The organism is Cloacibacterium sp. Arc13 (assembly GCF_041431305.1).
Taxonomy (GTDB): domain Bacteria; phylum Bacteroidota; class Bacteroidia; order Flavobacteriales; family Weeksellaceae; genus Cloacibacterium; species Cloacibacterium caeni_B.
Genome location: NZ_JASMRM010000005.1, coordinates 46178 through 63621 on the forward strand (window position 1 = coordinate 46178; position 17444 = coordinate 63621).

Genomic DNA, 17444 nt, shown 5'->3' on the forward strand with positions numbered 1-17444 from the left:
ATGCTATTACTAAATAGGCATGAAGATGACCGCTGCAATTGCCATAATGCCCACAACAATGGAACTCACGACTTTTACTTTTTTCACTTCCCTGATGTGTTTTTTATCAATTGATATAAAATCTCCTTTATTGGAAATGCCGTAAATACTTTTGCTGTCAATTGATGTTATTTTTATTTTATGAATTTTTGTAGTGAAATCTTGGACTTCATAGTGATGATTTAATTCTAAAGAATTATCTTTTAATGGTTTGCCAGGATTCGAAACAATAGATTTACAGGATGTGAGACACATACAAATAACCAGGATAATGAGTTTGAAATAGATTGTCATTGTTCTGTTTTTTAGATTATGAAATGCTTGGTAGAAGTCTTTTATTACATTGATCTTAGGGTATTACCCAACTCGCTACTCCATTCACACTTTTCAGAATATACGTTCCGGTCGAGGGAGGGTTAGGAACTGTCTCTGTTGCAAAACCAAATGAGCCATCAGCTTTGGCAACTACTTTTTTTGTATAGGATGAATCTCCGTCTGCATTGGGCATTTGGGAAGGTGTAACGCTTAGCTTGCCATTGATATTTAACCATCTTTCAGAAAAATCCCCCGAGATCAAAGCAAATTTGTAATCCGTATAATTGTTCGTGATACTATCCCAAAAGCTGGTTGAACTTGTTGTAACGGGGGTTGAATGTATAGCTAGTTTATTACTTACGCTTCTGTTTCCTGTGGCCGGACTACCAGCGCCAATGCCAATGAAAATATTGTTAGACCCTGTTCGGTTTCCTGTTCCTGACAGATAGCCAATAGATATGTTATCATTTCCTGACGTAATGTAGGACATCGCTCCTGGACCAATTCCAATATTTCTGCTTCCGGAAATCACTCCGTTTGCAATCCCATTCAATGCCGAAACTCCTGCGCCATAATTGAGCTTGCCCGTTACTTCGCCTTGAGACATTGCATAAGCACTGGCTGAGTTTCCTTTTCCTGACGTTATATTAGAATCTGTCGCAAAAATAGAATTGTAGTCACCGGTGATGGGACTTCTGGAAATGCCCAGTATGTAATTTTCTTTCTCATCAAAATTAAGATGAAGACTGTTCTTGACAATAAGTTCAACCGTAGAAGTGTTGCCCTTGAGTGCAACTGTATTTAGTGGGTCTTCTTGTATAAATGACTTCCATAGATCACCGTCAAAATAATACAACCCGGACTTTGTGATATGAATGACCTGACCGGATAAATTAGTAGCTGGAGATGTTACAAACACGACAGCTCCTTTTTTTGCAGATGAATATGTTTTTGCTGCGAGTTGGTTTCCTGTAATCCGTGGAGGAATAATCCCGTCATAATGATTGGTGTCATTTGGTTTCCCTACAACTTCTAAAGTGGCCTCGGGCGTCTGGGTGTTGATGCCAATCTGTCCCTGTATTGATATTGCTATGAAAGGCAGAAAAAAATAAATTAATGTTTTCATTTTATTTTTTATTAAAATTCATTTGGTCTTAAGAATCGTATTAACTGTTTTAATTTGTATTAATTGCTATAATTTTAGCATCCTATTGTAGATAGGGTCTAATCCAATTTGAGTAACCCTGAACTTCTCCATAAGTATAATATGATGTTGATATTGCGCCTAAAGAAGCTTGAGGAATTTTTATGGTAAAATTTTCAAGCAAGGCAGGAATAAGCATTGTTGAATTCTCAGGATGTAAAAAAACAATCTGGTTAGGGATATACCCTATGTCACTAAAGATATCCGGAATATTTATAAGTGCATCTGAAGTAATTGGTTCTGAATCAGTCGACCTGAATATTTGAAATTTTACATTGACGATACCATTAACTTTTCTGAATGATACGGATCCTTTTAGTCCTCCATAATTTTTGGTTCCAATCGTATAGAATTTGGAAGCCATTAAATAGGCATTAGTATTTCCATTATAATTAACCGGAGCGAACCAGGTAGAAGTTGCACTAAGAGCTGCAGTACTGTTATGGTCAAATGTTAATAGAATTCTATATTCAGTGGGTTGCTTTTCCTTTGAAAATGTTTGCCACAAATTGCCATCAAAATAATATAATCCGGGTTCAGTTATTTGAATGACTTGTCCCGATAAATTGGTAGCCGGAGATGTTACAAAGACGACAGATCCTTTTTTTGAAGATGAATATGTTTTTGCCGCAAGTTGGTCTCCTGCAATCCTTGGAGGAATTATTCCATCATAATGATTGGCATCATTTGGTTTTCCTACAACTTCTAAAGTCGCTTCAGGCGTTTGGGTATTGATGCCGACCTGACCTTGGATTGATAGTACAATTAATGTTAGTAGAAGATGACTCAATTTTTTCATTAGTATTTTGATTAAAAATTCTGTGACAAAATTGGGCGTTAAAACCTTCTAAAACAATAGTATTCAATGGGTTTGGGCTAAATAAGAATAATCTGGATTAGTCTGGAAACTTCCCTGGATTAAAAAAGAATGATCTGGATTAATTTGGATTCTTCAAAATATTTATTGTAATATTGCAATATTAAACTTTGCAATTATGGGAGCTACTAAAACAGAACATTTTACGGATAAACAAAATCAAATTGCAACTATTGCAAAAGCATTAGGGCATCCTGCCAGAATAGCTATTATTGAGTATTTGATGAAAGTCAATGAGTGTATTTGTGGCGACATCGTGAATGAATTACCCTTAGCTCAACCTACCGTTTCTCAGCATTTGAAAGAACTGAAAAATGCCGGGATCATAAAAGGTAACATTTCCGGAAACGCTATCTGCTATTGTATAGACGAAAAGACCATCGAAATTCTCAACACTTATTTTTCCGCAATAGTACAAACTGTTACCAAATCAAAATGCTGTTAAGCGTTTTTTTACCTTAATATATCGCAATATTGCATTTAACCTATAAGCATTTAATTATGAAATTATCAGAAATAAAACAAATTTTACCAACATTAGAAAATGTTGAATTCCAATTAGAAAATGGAACTTTTGTTCCGGAACATTTTCACGTTACGGAAGTAGGAATGATCAATAAAAACTTTATTGATTGTGGCGGTGTCATCCGTTCAGAGAAGGTTGTCAATTTCCAGCTTTGGAATGCAGACGATTTTGAACATCGTCTGAAGCCTAACAAATTACTCAACATTATCAAACTTTCCGAGGATAAATTAGGAATCGAGGATTTCGATATTGAAGTGGAATATCAGAGTGATACTATTGGAAAATATGATCTAGAATTCAATGGGAAAACATTTATTCTAAAAAATAAAACTACAGCTTGTTTAGCACAGGATGCTTGCGGAATCCCATCAGAAAAAGAAAAAAAGAATCTAATTGAACTTGGTGTAAACCAAAACAGTTCTTGTACGCCTGGCGGAGGTTGCTGCTAAACATAATTTACTCACTAATCTGCCATTATAAAATAATCAAAACCAAAGATTAATGGATGAAATATACGACGTCGTTGTTATTGGAGGAGGACAAAGCGCTTTAGCCTGCGGATATTATTTGAGAAGAGCTAAACTGAATTATGTAATATTGGATAAACAAAATATATCTGGAGGTGCCTGGCTTCATACTTGGGACAGTCTAACCCTTTTTTCACCAGCCGATTACAGTTCCTTGCCTGGCTGGGCGATGCCGAAATCTAAAAATAAATTTCCTCCTAAGCAAGAAGTAATAAATTACTTACAGCAATACGAAGCACACTATCAGCTGAATATAAGACGGGGATTTGAGGTTAATAATATCAAAAAAAATGGAGATTTTTTTATCGTTGATATACAACAGAACACTATAAAAGCTAAGTCAATTATCTCAGCAACCGGAACCTGGGGAAACCCTACTATTCCAAACATAGATGGCATCGAAAGTTTTAAAGGAATACAAATTCATTCCGGAAACTACAAAAATCCAGAGAACTTTATAGGAATGAAAACTTTAGTCATTGGTGAAGGGAATTCCGGTGCACAGATTGTAGCTGAAGTTTCAAGATTTACTGAAACAAAATGGTCTACAAAAAGAGAACCTCAATTTCTTCCAGACAATGTAGATGGTTATTACCTATTTAATGTTGCGTCAGCGAAATACAAAGCGGAAAAAGAAGGAAAACCCTTTGATGCATCGCAGTACAATTTAGGAAATATCGTTATGGTTCCTCCTGTTAAAGAAGCTCAGAAAAGAGGCGTTTTAGTTTCAAGCGGTTCATTTCATAAAATTTATGATCAAGGCGTGGTATGGGATGATGGAAATTCAGAAGAGTTTGATGCTTTTGTCTGGTGCACAGGCTTTGGTTATGACACCGCCTACTTAAGATCAATCGTCCGTATAGATGAAAGAGGTATCGCTAAAACCACAGATAGCAGATCTTTGGAAATGGAAGGTTTATGGTTTGTTGGCTATGGTAACTGGACAGGCTACGCATCTGCAACATTAATTGGTATAAACAGATCTGCAAAACAAACAATAATTGAAATAGAAGAATTCTTAAATAAAAATAAATAAAATGAAAATTGCATTATTCAGCGACATTCACGCTAATCTCCCTGCATTGGAAGCATTCTTTGCAGATGTTGAAAAAAGAAATCCCGACAGCATTTATTGCTTGGGAGATTTAGTAGGTTACAATATTTGGCCAAACGAAGTGGTCAATGAAATCCGTAAAAGAAGAATACCAACTATTGCAGGCAACTACGATTTTGGCATTGGGAGAATGAGTAATGAATGCGGTTGCGCCTACAAAACAGATGCTGAGAAGGACAACGGAAATATCTCCATTTCATTTACCAATTCTTTGATGAAAGATGATGAAAGGGCGTACCTGCGCACACTTCCAGCACATATAAAAGTAGAATTTCAACTGAACGAAGACAAACTGAACCTGCTTTTGGTACACGGGAGTCCGAGAAAAATAAATGAATATCTTTTCGAAGACCGTGAAGAAAAAAGTATGCTTCGTATTATGGAACAAGCCGATGCCGACATTATGTGTTTCGGACATACACACAAACCATATCATAGAGTTTTAAATTCGGGTATTGATGGACAAGATCATTTTCGTCACGCAGTAAATATCGGTTCCGTTGGGAAGCCGAAAGACAATGATATCAGAGGTGGTTATGTGATGTTGACAGTTGATGAAAACAGTTCTGTTTTGAACAAAGAAAGCATCAGTGTAGAATTTATCCGCTTCGACTATGACTTTGAAAAGGCAGCAAAGGCAGTGGAGGACAGCCCTCTTCCAAACGAGTATGCAGAAAATCTAAGACGTGGCTATTAATTGTTAAAATCTAAAAAAATGGAACTTCCAAAAGATCTACATTATTCAAAAGAACATACTTGGGTACGAATCGACAATAAAACTGCAACTGTCGGTATTACAGCATTTGCTCAAAATGAATTGGGAGAAATCGTATATGTTGACTTACCGAATATTAATCATAATTTCAAACAAGACGAAGTATTTGGTTCTGTAGAGGCCATTAAAACCGTCAGCGACCTATTTATGCCTCTTTCAGGGAAAATAATTGAAACCAATGAGCAACTTTTAAAAGAGCCAACGCTTGTAAATTCTAATCCATTTGATAATGGCTGGATGGTGAAAATTGAAATTGAAGACCTGAGAGAAACTGAAAATTTATTAACAGCGGAACAATACGCTCAACTAAATAATTAGAAGATGCAACCAAAATTAAAATTCCTCGACCGCTTTCTTACCCTATGGATTTTTTTAGCGATGCTTTTGGGTGTTGGCTTGGGATATTTCTTTCCTGATATTTCGACTGTCACAAATTCTTTGTCTGTCGGAACAACTAATATTCCTTTAGCAATAGGCTTGATTTTGATGATGTATCCACCGTTGGCAAAAGTGGATTATACTCTATTACCAATGGCTTTTAAAGACAAGAGAGTAATGTCGGTATCTCTACTGCTAAATTGGATCATCAGCCCTATTTTAATGTTTGTATTAGCTATCATTTTTCTACGGGATGAGCCAGACTATATGATTGGTCTAATTTTGATCGGTCTGGCAAGATGTATTGCAATGGTAATTGTCTGGAACGATTTAGCAAAAGGTAATCGGGAGTACGCAGCTCTGCTAATCGCATTAAACAGTATTTTCCAATTGGTGTTTTATAGTTTTTATGTTTGGCTTTTTATTAATGTATTACCACAAAAACTGGGCTTAGGAAATTTTAACATTGCTGTGCCAATGAAGGATGTTGCCGAGAGTGTATTCATTTATTTAGGGATCCCATTTATTGCAGGATTTTTGAGCCGTTACTTCTTGATTAAATTAAAAGGAAAAGAGTGGTTCAATAGGAAATTCATTCCGGCTATTTCACCTATTACTTTGTATGCTTTGCTGTTTACAATCGTATTGATGTTCAGTTTGAAGGGAGACAAAATTTTAGAGCTACCAATGGACGTTGTTAAAGTTGCAATACCATTAGTAATTTACTTTGTTCTTACATTCTTCATCAGCTTTTTCATTAGTAAGGCATTGAAAGTACCCTACGACAAAAATGCATCTATTGCTTTTACAGCGACTGGAAATAATTTTGAATTAGCGATTGCTGTTGCTATAGCAGTTTTTGGAATTCATTCCTCACAAGCATTTGTAGGGGTCATCGGTCCTCTTGTGGAAGTACCTGTTTTAATTTTATTGGTAAGGGTTAGTTTGTGGCTGAAGAAAAAGTATTATCCCTGAAAAACATTATTATAATGTCTGTCAATAGTATTTTCTAAAAACTATTTTGTACATTTGTTGAAAGGAAATGGTGCTCTTCCTTACCCAACCGCCCTAAAAAAGCTGATGACGCCTGATTAGACAATGTTAACACATTTAATCAGGTAAATTATGTCCAAAAATCAGCATTTTAGATCCAACAGCAAAGCAGCTCAGCTTCACACAAAGATCTTTTTCCGTAAATACCCTACTCTCCCATACATCGTTAAATGGTTTTTAATCAGTTCCATCATTGGGATCTGTGTAGGGTCTGCCTCGGCAGGTTTTCTGGTATCACTGGACTGGGCTACGAATTTCAGGGAGAATCATCTGTGGCTCATTGCTTTTCTGCCAATTGCAGGTCTGTTAATCGGCTTGCTTTACAATTATCTGGGGAAGGATATTGAGGCTGGAAATAATTTATTGATTGACAGCATCCACAATCCAAAGGAAATTATTCCTTTCAGGATGGCACCCTTTGTTTATTTAGGAACGATTGCAACCCACTTTTTTGGAGGTTCCGCAGGTAGAGAGGGAACGGCATTGCAGATGGCGGGAGCAATCGCTGATCAATTCACAAAACCTTTCAGACTAACTGAACCTGAGCGCAAAATACTACTGATCTCGGCTATTGCTGCTGGTTTCGGTTCTATATTCGGAACACCTTTGGCGGGTGCCTTGTTCGGTCTCGAAGTATTTCTGATAGGAAGAATAAAATATGATGCGATATTTCCTGCGTTTGCTTCAGCAATACTGGCAGACCTGGTCACTAACCTCTGGCAGGTTAAACACACCCATTATCATATCGACCTTGTTCCCCAATTGGAAGCTTTGCCAATCATCTATAGTATACTGGCAGGGATCTTATTCGGCCTTTGTGCAGCGACCTTTAGCAAGGTCATCCATTATGTTACTTCTATTTTCAAATCCAGAATATCTTTTCCGCCGCTCCGCCCTTTTGTGGGAGGGATCATAGTTGCCGTCGCTGTGTTTGCAATGGGAACCACGAAATATATCGGATTGGGTATTCCGACCATTGTTCAATCTTTTGAGCAGCAATTACCGCCTTACGATTTTGCATTGAAGATGGCCTTTACCATTATTACCCTCGCAGCAGGATTCAAAGGTGGCGAAGTAACGCCTTTATTCTTTATCGGAGCTACTTTGGGAAGTGCCTTGTCATTATTCATCCCTCTTCCGACAGGTCTTTTGGCAGGGATGGGATTTGTGGCGGTATTTGCAGGGGCAACCAATACCCCTTTAGCCTGTATGCTGATGGGAATAGAACTCTTCGGGGCTGAAAGCGGAATCTATATGGCCATTGCCTGCGTGGTATCATATCTTCTTTCCGGTCATAACAGCATTTACGGCAAACAGGTCATCGGGGAAGCAAAACATTCCAGATTTCAAAATCAGTCCGGAAAAAATATAAACGAAACCAAATAAATGAACACAATGGAAAATAAACCAACAGTGATCGCAAGGATTTATTTCGAATACGGAGCATCTGTAAAAGATCAATCGTTTTGGAAAAGATTATGGAACAATTCACTAAGTGAATTGTTGTTAAAGAAGGCAAAAGAGAGCAAAATAGAGCAAGCCAACATCTTTATCGCAAAATCAGGTTACCTGAATTATAAGACTATTACGTACAATATTTCGGAAATTCCTGCTTTGGAGAATCCTGCCTGTCTTGAACTTATTGATAATAAAAGTAAGATCGACCAATTTTTAAAATTGAATAAAGACCATTTAAAACAAACTAAAATATTACTTATTCAACCTAGTTCTGAAATATTATTAACCTAAATACATCAAAAAATATTATGAAAATTACAAAAGTACACGCAAGAGAAGTACTCGATTCCAGAGGAAACCCGACAGTTGAAGCAGAGATCACCATCAATGGTGAGTTTAAAGGGAGAGCAATCTCTCCTTCAGGAGCCAGCACAGGAGAAAAGGAAGCTGTGGAGTTAAGAGATAACGATAAAACACGCTATCAGGGCAAAGGCGTTTCAAAAGCAGTCAGTAATGTCAATACTATTATTGCTAATGCACTGGTCGGTAAAGAAATGCTTCTTCAAAACGATGTAGATGCCTTGATGATCTCGTTGGATGGGACGCCCAACAAATCTAATCTCGGTGCCAATGGCATTTTAGCCGTTTCCATTGCTTATGCCAAAGCATCAGCTGCCTTTAACAAGATCCCACTGTACCGACAATTCAGGGATGAATCAACATATACCATGCCTGTACCTTGTATGAATGTGATCAATGGCGGAAGACACGCTGACAATAATATCGATTTTCAGGAATTTATGATTGCACCACACAATGCCCCAAACTTTAAGGAGAGTATTCGAATGGGTGAAGAGGTCTTCCACACCTTAAAAGAAATTTTAAAGGGAAAAGGATATTACACAGGAGTTGGCGATGAAGGAGGATTTGCACCAAATCTAAAATCCAATGAAGAAGCCGTTGATGTCATTTTAGAAGCGATTACCAAAGCCGGTTTTACGCCTGGAAAAGATGTGTCGTTATGCTTAGATCCTGCAACAAGTGAGATGTGGAACAATGACAAATATGAATTTTTCAAAAGCACCAAAGAACAAAAAACAAGTGAACAGATGATTGAACTTTGGGAAAGCTGGACATCACAATATCCGATTGTTTTGTTGGAAGACGGTCTTGGAGAAAATGACTGGAAAGGCTGGCAGCAATTGACGGAGAGATTAGGAAACAAAGTAGAACTGGTGGGAGATGATATTTTCTGTACGAATCCAAAGATTCTACAGGAAGGCATTGACCAAAAAATTGGAAACTCTGTTTTGATAAAATTAAATCAAATTGGAACCGTTACAGAAACTCTGGAAACGATTGACCTGGCCTATAAAAACAATTACAACTGCTTTATCTCGCACCGAAGCGGAGAAACAGAAGATACAACAATCGCCGACTTGACAGTGGCAGTTGGTGCAGGGCATTTGAAAACAGGAAGTGGCTGCCGAAGTGAGCGGGTTTCAAAATTCAATCAACTATTGAGAATTGAGGAGGAGCTTGGAAGTGCAGCAAAGTTTGCGGGAATCAAAGCGTTTAAATAATACACAAAATATCAAATTTATTGAAGGCTAATTTCAATACTAAAAAGTTAGCCTTTTAATATCACATATTCTCACACAACACTTTATGAAACAATATCAAATTTTCGCCATCATTTCGATGATATTTGCAGGTTTAACCTCAGTCATAGCAAAAGCAGGACTGAAAAATGTTGCATCAGATACAGGTTTGGCTGTCCGGACTTCATTTGTGTTTTTTCTAATTTGGCTCAATATATTCGCATTTAATAACGCCAAAGATTTTTCAAATCTTACCAAAAAAGATATTTTATTGCTGGGATTTTCGGGAATTACGACCACAATTTCGTGGATATTCTATTACAGGGCAATGAAGGTGGGTAATGTTTCAGAAATAGCATTAATAGACAAGGGAAGTATAATTATTACGCTGGCTCTTTCCTTTTTCTTCCTAAACGAGCAATTTACCTGGAAAATTGCTGTGGGCGGTTTTATGATCATCGGGGGAATATTAATATTGACTCTCAAATAAAAATAACAACAACTTAAAATATTCATTATTAAGACATTACTATGCTCGAAAATATAAACCAACTCGACACTCAGCTTTTTCTTTTTATAAACCGAAAGCACAATTCATTTTTTGATCCGATTATGTATTGGGCAAGTGATAAACTGTTTTGGATACCATTTTATACTTTTCTTTTGTATATCATTATGAGAGAATTTAAAAAGAAAAGTGCTTACGTACTTTTGGCAATTGCTTTTCTGATCACGATCTGTGACCAGACCGCATCTCATCTTATAAAAAATGCGTTCAAAAGACTAAGACCATCACATGAACCATCTCTCGAAAATTTGATACATTTAAGCAAAGCAGGACCAGGTGGTCAGTATGGTTTTATATCGTCTCACTCTGCGAACGCATTTGGCTTAGCAACATTCCTAATCTTTTTGCTACCAAGAAAATATAATTGGCTAAAATATGTTTTAGTCTGCTGGGCTGTTTTGGTTGCATACAGCCGTATTTACAACGGTGTTCATTATCCTACGGATGTTATTGTGGCAGCATTCTTGGGAATTTTTTATGGAATTATCGTTGCTCTCTTTTTACAAAAAAAAACATCTTAGATAACTTTCTCATGGAATTCTTGAGATGAACCTTTCGGTAAGATTAATAAATTTAATTATTTAAACTAAAAAAAACAAGTTCCGCAGTTTTTTCCCCTTTTTGCAAAAAAGGCAAGATCGTCTTTGGATATCAAACTTGAAAAGTTTGTATATACAAAGACACATCTTGCTCTTCAAAACGCTCATACTTTTCAGAGTTCTCAAAAACAAAGTAACCTATTGATTATAAATAATTTCATAATAAAATGCTTCAGAAACAAAAAAAAATTTTAACCTGTATCTCTTTTGAGTAGGTTCTAAAATTAAGTTGTAGCTAATTTGAGCAGGTTTAGAAATATAACCTATATCTGTTTTGCGCAAGTTTTTAGAAATGAGCTGTAGCTGTTTTGAGCAGGTTTATGAAATATAACCTGTACCTCTTTTGAGCAAGTTTTTAAAAATGAGCTGTATCTACTTTGAGCAGTTTTATAAATACAACCTGTATCTCTTTTGAGCAGGTTCTAGAATTAAGCTGTATCTACTTTGAGTAGGTTTAGAAATATAACCTGTACCTTTTTTGAGCAAGTTTTTAGAAATGAGTTGTATCTACTTTGAGCAGGTTTATAAAATATAACCTGCATCTCTTTTGAGCAGGTTTTTAGAAATGAATTGTATCTACTTTGAGCAGGTTCTAAAATTAAGCTGTATCTATTTTGCGCAGTCTTTAGAAGTATTTTTTGATTTCTGCATTTTGTTTTGGGAAGCAAAATAGAATGCATTACCGGTATTCATATCCAAATAAATATCCAAAATCTTTGCTTAGGGAATATTATTTCTAAGCATTTTTCGGTATTCCCAAGGTGAAACAGCATTACTGTCCTGCCACAAACCCAGTTTTTGAGATTTCGCATCCTGTTCCATTTTTTCTAAAGACTGGTCTTTAGAAAAATAGTAATACCACCAACCCAAGCCTGCTTTTATGATTTCTGCCGAAAGGTATTTCCCGTTATCATAATAAACTTTGGCAATGGTTCTTCCATAGCGGTCAGTATCGGTTTCTCTAAAAGATATTTGTTTTTCAAAAACCTGTTCCGAGGTAAACTGTTTAGCATTCTTTCCGAATGCCTGTCTGCTTTCGGGACAATCCACTTCTGCCTGCCGAAGCTTTTTTTGAATATTTCCTTCCAATAGTACCGTAATAGTATCTCCATCCGAAATACCTATAACTTTTGCTAGGATTTGAGAAAAAGCAATAAATGGGAATAGTAAAAATAAAAATATCAGCTTTTTCATCACCTGTTTTCTATTTGGTTTTTTAAAATTTGTATATCATTTTTTAAAGATAAGAACATTGCCTGTACATCCGGTTGGCTATTATTCCAAAGCCCCAGATCATCCCTGTTGATACTGCATTCATATTCCCAGATTTCCAGTACATCCGACCACTCAATTTCGTAAGAATTGTAAAAGCTATTATCAGCGTTTACCACCGTTCCGTACTCATTTTGGTCGGCATATCGTTTATAAGTCATCCCTTCCCTTGTAATAAAAAGATATGTTTTCCCGATTTTAAGATCATTTCTGCTTTCAATATATTTTCCTACGATAAAAGTCCGGTCATTATAGGGTGGCATAGAATCTCCTTCAACAGGAAAGGCTCTGTATATTCCGTTCCTCAGAAATGGCAAAGACATATGCTGTAAACTTTCAATGTATTCCGGATCACTATAACCTTCCAAATAACCCATGGAAGCCTTATGAGGAATGATTTCAATTTTATTATCTCCTGCCTCGTCCACTAATATGGGCAGAACAATACGATTATCCGGGAGCTTTATGACATCTTCTAAAGAATATTTTCTCACATCTACGGTAAGCATGAGATCAATACTTACAGAGAATAACTTAGATATTTTCACCAAAACATCGAATGGTGGCTCTGAGCGTCCATCTTCATACTTTGAATAACGAACCCTGCTTATCCCAAGGTGATCTGCTGCACCTTGCTGAGATAAATTTCTCTTGTTCCTTAGAAACCTTATGTTATCTGAAAAAATCGACATTGATACAAATTGTATCTGCAAATATAATAAAAATGATACAAAATGAATATAATTTTGTCAGCATGAAACGAGCGATTGCACATATGGACTTAGATACATTTTTCGTATCGTGTGAACGTCTGAAAAACTCAGGTTTGGTAGGTGTTCCTCTCATCATTGGTGGCGGGGAGAGAGGTGTTGTAGCATCCTGTTCTTACGAAACCAGATACTTTGGGGTACGAAGTGCGATGCCGATAAAAATGGCGTTGAGGCTTTGCCCCGAAGCTAAAGTAATCAAAGGGGATATGGAAATGTATTCCAATATGTCCAGAACGGTGACTGAAATTATTCAGGAAAAAGTACCTGTTCTTGAGAAAGCAAGCATTGATGAATTTTATATGGATTTGTCAGGAATGGATAAATTTTTCGGGTGCTACCAATGGACTACCGAGATTGCAGAATCCGTTACTAAAAATACAGGACTGCCGATCAGTTTTGCCCTTTCCACCAATAAAACTGTTTCCAAAATAGGAACCGGAGAATCCAAGCCTACAGGCAAATTAGAAATTAACGAGCAACAAGTAAAACCATTCCTCAATCCACTTTCTATAAAAAAAATTCCAATGGTTGGAAATGTAACTTTTCAGCTGCTCTCCCGAATTGGCATAAGGAATATCGGTACGCTTTCTGAAATGCCTATAGAAGTTTTACAGCAACTCATTGGAAAAAATGGCTCTGAGCTTTGGAAAAAGGCAAACGGAATTGATGAAACACCTGTTATCCCCTATTCTGAAAGGAAATCTATTTCTACGGAAAATACGTTTTCACAAGATACTATTGATATTGAAGGTATCAAAAGTATATTATCGGGAATGGTAGAACAGCTCTGCTTTCAGCTTAGAAAAGAAAAATGGCTGGCTTCAGTAGTAGTGGTGAAAATCAGATATTCCAATTTCGATACGGAAACCAAACAGTACAAAATTTCCTACACTTCTTCTGACCATACACTGCGCAAGTATGTATTAGAACTATTCAATAAACTTTATACCCGAAGAATGAGAATCCGTTTAATCGGAATAAAATTTACTGATTTGGTGCACGGATGTCATCAGATGGATTTATTTGAAGATACTCAGGAGCTTATGAGTCTTTACCAAACAATGGATAAGATTAAAGTAAGATTTGGTGCAAAAAGCATAAGGCTGGGTGCAGGATTATTAACATCATAATTTTTGCCATGTTTTTGAATTGTCATTCTTATCACAGCCTGCGTTACGGAACGATTTCCGTAAAGGAACTCGTTCAGCAATATGTTGGGATGGGTATTGATACGGTTGCTCTAACAGACATCAATACCATTACAGGAATTTATGATTTTCACAGGTTGTGTAAGAAACATCATATAAAACCAATCGTTGGTGTCGAAATCAGAAACGACAATCAACTTTATTACATTTGTCTGGCAAAAAACAGAACCGGAATTGCAGAAATCAACAGGCTTCTGACCGAACAGAATTGTGAAGGAAAAGAATTACCTATATACCATCCGTCATTTTCAGAAGTGATTGTGATCTATCCTTTCAATAACTTTCCTGCTGAACTACACCAAAACGAATATATCGGAGTGCGACCTGAAGAGGTGAACCTATTGATGAATGCATCCCTCAAAAAGTATATTTCGAAAATGGTCATTTTGCAGCCTGTTACTTTCAGTACAAAAAAGGAATATAATCTCCATAAAATACTTAGGGCGATTGACCGGAATACTTTGGTCACAAAACTGGAAGAGAATGATTACTGCAAGAAAAGTGAAACTTTTATTCCGCCTTCCCAGCTTCTGAATAAGTTTCAACAATACCCTCAAATCATTCAAAACACAAAATGGATTTTGGAACAATGCCATTTTGAATTTGATTATTCGACACCTAAGAATAAAAAACATTTTACGGATAGTAAGGAAAATGATTTCAATTTATTAAAGCGGCTTGCCTACAAAGGGTTAAAAAAAAGGTATCCCAATAATGACGAAACAGCAAAAGCAAGGGTAGAAAAAGAGTTGAATGTAATTCATCAGCTGAATTTTTGTGCCTATTTCCTGATTACCTGGGATATAGTCCAATACAGCAACAAAATGGGATTTATGCACGTGGGAAGAGGTAGCGGAGCCAATAGTATTATTGCCTATTGTCTGGGAATTACCGACATCTGCCCTTTGGAACTCGATCTCTATTTTGAAAGATTCCTGAATCTGAACCGGAAAACTCCGCCTGATTTTGATATTGACTGGAGCTGGCAGGAACGGGACATCATTTTGCGGTATATTTTTGATAAATATGGCAAAGACCATGTTGCTTTCTGTGGAACCAATGTTGAGTTTAAATACAAATCTATTTTACGGGAGGTCGGAAAAGTATTCGGATTGCCAAAGGAAGAACTGGACGCCTTAACCACAAAACCTATTGAGCAGCACGATGATAACTCCGTATCACGTCTGGTGCATCAATATGGTAAGCTTTTAGAGAAATTTCCTAATCAAAGGAGTATGCACTCCTGCGGAATTCTAATTTCTGAGGAACCTATAACCAATTTTACCGCTCTGGAAATGCCGCCGAAGGGTTTTCCAATTGTTCAGTTCGATATGCACGTTGCAGAAGAAATAGGATTGGAAAAATTTGACATCCTTTCCCAAAGAGGTTTAGGAACAATTGACGATGCTGTAAAGCTGATTGAGGAAAAACAGGGTATAAAAGTTAATATCAGAGATGTACGCCTATCCAAAGATGAAGCTAAATGCAATGAATATTTAAGCAAAGGAAAAACAATCGGTTGTTTCTATATTGAAAGTCCTGCCATGAGAGGATTGCTCCGGAGATTGCAATGTGATAATTACAAAGTACTGGTGGCAGCTTCTTCCATTATCAGACCGGGTGTTGCCCAAAGCGGGATGATGAAAGAATACATCTTCAGGCATAATAATCCTGATCAATTTGAATACTTCCACGAGGTTTTTAAAAAAGAACTCGGGGAAACCTATGGAATCATGGTTTATCAGGAAGACGTGATTAAAATTGCACTTCATTTCGGAGGGCTTTCTGCTCCTGACGGGGATATTTTACGCAGGGCAATGAGCGGAAAAGGAAGGTCGCTGTCTGCTTTGCAAAAGGTGAAAGACCATTTCTTTGAATCCTGTAAGGCGCTGGGGCATCCGGAACAGTTATCCAAAGAAGTATACCGCCAGATTGAATCTTTTGCGGGATATTCGTTTTGCAAGGCACATTCTGCTTCTTATGCTGTGGAAAGCTACCAAAGTCTGTATCTGAAAGTCTACTACCCTATTGAATTTATGGTATCCGCCATTAATAATGGTGGTGGTTTTTACCGAACGGAAGTTTACATTCACGAAACCCGAATGTCGGGAGCAACTATTCAAAATCCCTGTGTGAATTCGAGTGAGTTCAAAACTACACTTTACGGAAAACAGGTGTATCTGGGTTTAATGCACATTGAAAAACTGGAAAGTAAAATTGCCCAATTAATTCCTGAAGAGAGAAAAATCAACGGCGATTATCTGTCATTGGAAAATTTTGTGAAAAGGATTCCTATCGGAATTGAAAACCTGCAAATCCTGATTTTTATAGGGGCATTCCGGTTTACAGGAAAACAAAAGCACGAACTATTGATTGAAGCGAGGTTTCTTTTAGCAGGAAATAAGCCCAACTACAGGCACCCGACTTTACTTGAAGGACCACAGAAAAACTATACACTCCCCAAGGTCAGCAGACATCCTTTGGAAGATGCCTTTGATGAAATTGAAATATTGGGATTTCCGGTTTCGGTAAGCCCGTTTGATTTACTTCAGACAAAATACAGGGGAAGTATAATGGCAAAAGATCTGACAAAGTATCATAAAAAACAGGTTAAAATGCTGGCGTATCTGATTTCAAGGAAACACGTTCCTACCAAAAGAGGAGCAATGTATTTCGGAACATGGATTGATGCGGAAGGTGAATATTTCGATACGGCTCATTTTCCGGATAACCTTACTCAGTATCCGTTTCAGGGAGGTGGTTGCTATTTGCTGTTAGGAACAGTGGAAGTGGATTTTCATTTTCCTTCAATAACTATTTTGAAAATGGCAAAAATGCCTTTCATTCCTGATCCGAGATATGCTTTGGATAAGGATAAGTCTTTGGAAATACATCATAATATTAAAGAAGATGTCAGTATGACCTCAAGAAAGCCCTATCCGCAGACACACGAAATCGGATTACCCAGAATGAAGATGAAATAATCACGAAGTCAATAACTGCCTGATAGTAAGAGTTACAGCCAATCAGTTCATAATAAGATCAAAATTAAAAACGGATTGTTATATATTTATCAGGACTTTTATATATTTGTCTTGCAAAATTACCAGTGCCTCAATATCAGTAAGTGTAGTGTCTGCGCTTTTTTGTGCATTCTACG

Annotated in this window: 18 protein-coding genes and 1 riboswitch; of the genes, 13 read left to right on the forward strand and 5 right to left on the reverse strand. The window is 36.9% G+C overall.

Going from position 1 to position 17444, the window contains the following annotated elements:
* Positions 1-9 precede the first annotated feature (9 nt).
* The 3 genes from QO190_RS05515 to QO190_RS05525 all read right to left on the reverse strand — a co-directional run bounded on the left by QO190_RS05515 (position 10) and on the right by QO190_RS05525 (position 2357).
* Complete coding sequence (locus QO190_RS05515; RefSeq protein WP_371462033.1) at positions 10-333, reverse strand: bacteriophage spanin2 family protein; 324 nt, start codon at positions 331-333, stop codon at positions 10-12.
* Between the two features lie 55 nt (positions 334-388).
* Complete coding sequence (locus tag QO190_RS05520) at positions 389-1480, reverse strand: hypothetical protein (RefSeq protein WP_027381126.1); 1092 nt, start codon at positions 1478-1480, stop codon at positions 389-391.
* An 82-nt stretch (positions 1481-1562) separates the two neighbouring features.
* Positions 1563-2357, reverse strand: a complete 795-nt coding sequence (locus tag QO190_RS05525) for a hypothetical protein (RefSeq protein ID WP_371462034.1) — start codon at positions 2355-2357, stop codon at positions 1563-1565.
* 196 nt (positions 2358-2553) lie between these two features.
* Here QO190_RS05525 and QO190_RS05530 point away from each other — a divergent pair, with 196 nt between their 5' ends.
* From QO190_RS05530 to QO190_RS05580, 11 genes are all read left to right on the forward strand, one after another.
* Positions 2554-2880: a helix-turn-helix transcriptional regulator gene (locus QO190_RS05530; protein WP_002981116.1), complete on the forward strand. Its 327-nt coding sequence runs from the start codon at positions 2554-2556 to the stop codon at positions 2878-2880.
* Between the two features lie 56 nt (positions 2881-2936).
* A complete protein-coding gene (locus QO190_RS05535) occupies positions 2937-3410 on the forward strand; it encodes a DUF6428 family protein (RefSeq protein WP_213197400.1) in 474 nt (157 codons plus the stop codon).
* Between the two features lie 52 nt (positions 3411-3462).
* The gene (locus QO190_RS05540) at positions 3463-4524 is read left to right on the forward strand and encodes an ArsO family NAD(P)H-dependent flavin-containing monooxygenase (RefSeq protein WP_213197399.1); all 1062 of its coding nucleotides are present in this window, start codon (positions 3463-3465) and stop codon (positions 4522-4524) included.
* Position 4525: 1 nt separating this feature from the next.
* Complete coding sequence (locus tag QO190_RS05545; RefSeq protein WP_027381130.1) at positions 4526-5299, forward strand: metallophosphoesterase; 774 nt, start codon at positions 4526-4528, stop codon at positions 5297-5299.
* Positions 5300-5317: 18 nt separating this feature from the next.
* A complete protein-coding gene (gene gcvH / locus QO190_RS05550; protein ID WP_371462035.1) occupies positions 5318-5695 on the forward strand; it encodes a glycine cleavage system protein GcvH in 378 nt (125 codons plus the stop codon).
* 3 nt (positions 5696-5698) lie between these two features.
* Entirely contained in the window at positions 5699-6730 is a 1032-nt protein-coding gene (gene arsB / locus QO190_RS05555) for an ACR3 family arsenite efflux transporter (protein ID WP_371462036.1), read from the forward strand.
* Positions 6731-6784: 54 nt separating this feature from the next.
* A riboswitch (Fluoride riboswitch) is annotated at positions 6785-6852 on the forward strand.
* A gap of 28 nt (positions 6853-6880) precedes the next feature.
* Positions 6881-8194, forward strand: coding sequence for a voltage-gated chloride channel family protein (locus QO190_RS05560; RefSeq protein WP_371462037.1), 1314 nt, complete (start codon positions 6881-6883; stop codon positions 8192-8194).
* A 9-nt stretch (positions 8195-8203) separates the two neighbouring features.
* A complete protein-coding gene (locus tag QO190_RS05565) occupies positions 8204-8557 on the forward strand; it encodes a DUF190 domain-containing protein (RefSeq protein ID WP_371462038.1) in 354 nt (117 codons plus the stop codon).
* A gap of 17 nt (positions 8558-8574) precedes the next feature.
* Positions 8575-9849 carry a phosphopyruvate hydratase gene (eno, locus tag QO190_RS05570; RefSeq protein WP_027381135.1) on the forward strand — a complete coding sequence of 425 codons (1275 nt, stop codon included), beginning with the start codon at positions 8575-8577 and terminating at the stop codon, positions 9847-9849.
* An 85-nt stretch (positions 9850-9934) separates the two neighbouring features.
* Positions 9935-10357 (forward strand): EamA family transporter, encoded by a 423-nt coding sequence (locus QO190_RS05575; RefSeq protein WP_027381136.1) that lies wholly within the window; start codon positions 9935-9937, stop codon positions 10355-10357.
* Positions 10358-10542: 185 nt separating this feature from the next.
* Positions 10543-10956, forward strand: a complete 414-nt coding sequence (locus tag QO190_RS05580) for a phosphatase PAP2 family protein (protein WP_371481278.1) — start codon at positions 10543-10545, stop codon at positions 10954-10956.
* Positions 10957-11754: 798 nt separating this feature from the next.
* Here the strand turns inward: QO190_RS05580 and QO190_RS05585 are convergent.
* A complete protein-coding gene (locus QO190_RS05585) occupies positions 11755-12228 on the reverse strand; it encodes a thermonuclease family protein (protein ID WP_371462039.1) in 474 nt (157 codons plus the stop codon).
* Complete coding sequence (locus QO190_RS05590) at positions 12228-12998, reverse strand: XRE family transcriptional regulator (protein ID WP_371462040.1); 771 nt, start codon at positions 12996-12998, stop codon at positions 12228-12230. Before QO190_RS05590 ends, QO190_RS05585 begins: the two co-directional genes overlap by 1 nt.
* Positions 12999-13060: 62 nt before the next feature.
* Here QO190_RS05590 and dinB point away from each other — a divergent pair, with 62 nt between their 5' ends.
* Together dinB and QO190_RS05600 are read left to right on the forward strand one after the other, a co-directional pair.
* Positions 13061-14206: a DNA polymerase IV gene (dinB, locus tag QO190_RS05595; protein WP_371462112.1), complete on the forward strand. Its 1146-nt coding sequence runs from the start codon at positions 13061-13063 to the stop codon at positions 14204-14206.
* An 8-nt stretch (positions 14207-14214) separates the two neighbouring features.
* The gene (locus QO190_RS05600; protein WP_371462041.1) at positions 14215-17268 is read left to right on the forward strand and encodes a DNA polymerase III subunit alpha; all 3054 of its coding nucleotides are present in this window, start codon (positions 14215-14217) and stop codon (positions 17266-17268) included.
* Positions 17269-17444: the final 176 nt, after the last annotated feature.

Coding starts and splice junctions, on each gene's coding strand:
- QO190_RS05515 (WP_371462033.1), bottom strand. CDS start 333: ATGACAATCTATTTCAAACTCATTATCCTGGTTATTTGTATGTGTCTC.
- QO190_RS05520 (WP_027381126.1), bottom strand. CDS start 1,480: ATGAAAACATTAATTTATTTTTTTCTGCCTTTCATAGCAATATCAATA.
- QO190_RS05525 (WP_371462034.1), bottom strand. CDS start 2,357: ATGAAAAAATTGAGTCATCTTCTACTAACATTAATTGTACTATCAATC.
- QO190_RS05530 (WP_002981116.1), top strand. CDS start 2,554: ATGGGAGCTACTAAAACAGAACATTTTACGGATAAACAAAATCAAATT.
- QO190_RS05535 (WP_213197400.1), top strand. CDS start 2,937: ATGAAATTATCAGAAATAAAACAAATTTTACCAACATTAGAAAATGTT.
- QO190_RS05540 (WP_213197399.1), top strand. CDS start 3,463: ATGGATGAAATATACGACGTCGTTGTTATTGGAGGAGGACAAAGCGCT.
- QO190_RS05545 (WP_027381130.1), top strand. CDS start 4,526: ATGAAAATTGCATTATTCAGCGACATTCACGCTAATCTCCCTGCATTG.
- gcvH (WP_371462035.1), top strand. CDS start 5,318: ATGGAACTTCCAAAAGATCTACATTATTCAAAAGAACATACTTGGGTA.
- arsB (WP_371462036.1), top strand. CDS start 5,699: ATGCAACCAAAATTAAAATTCCTCGACCGCTTTCTTACCCTATGGATT.
- QO190_RS05560 (WP_371462037.1), top strand. CDS start 6,881: ATGTCCAAAAATCAGCATTTTAGATCCAACAGCAAAGCAGCTCAGCTT.
- QO190_RS05565 (WP_371462038.1), top strand. CDS start 8,204: ATGGAAAATAAACCAACAGTGATCGCAAGGATTTATTTCGAATACGGA.
- eno (WP_027381135.1), top strand. CDS start 8,575: ATGAAAATTACAAAAGTACACGCAAGAGAAGTACTCGATTCCAGAGGA.
- QO190_RS05575 (WP_027381136.1), top strand. CDS start 9,935: ATGAAACAATATCAAATTTTCGCCATCATTTCGATGATATTTGCAGGT.
- QO190_RS05580 (WP_371481278.1), top strand. CDS start 10,543: ATGAGAGAATTTAAAAAGAAAAGTGCTTACGTACTTTTGGCAATTGCT.
- QO190_RS05585 (WP_371462039.1), bottom strand. CDS start 12,228: ATGAAAAAGCTGATATTTTTATTTTTACTATTCCCATTTATTGCTTTT.
- QO190_RS05590 (WP_371462040.1), bottom strand. CDS start 12,998: ATGTCGATTTTTTCAGATAACATAAGGTTTCTAAGGAACAAGAGAAAT.
- dinB (WP_371462112.1), top strand. CDS start 13,061: ATGAAACGAGCGATTGCACATATGGACTTAGATACATTTTTCGTATCG.
- QO190_RS05600 (WP_371462041.1), top strand. CDS start 14,215: ATGTTTTTGAATTGTCATTCTTATCACAGCCTGCGTTACGGAACGATT.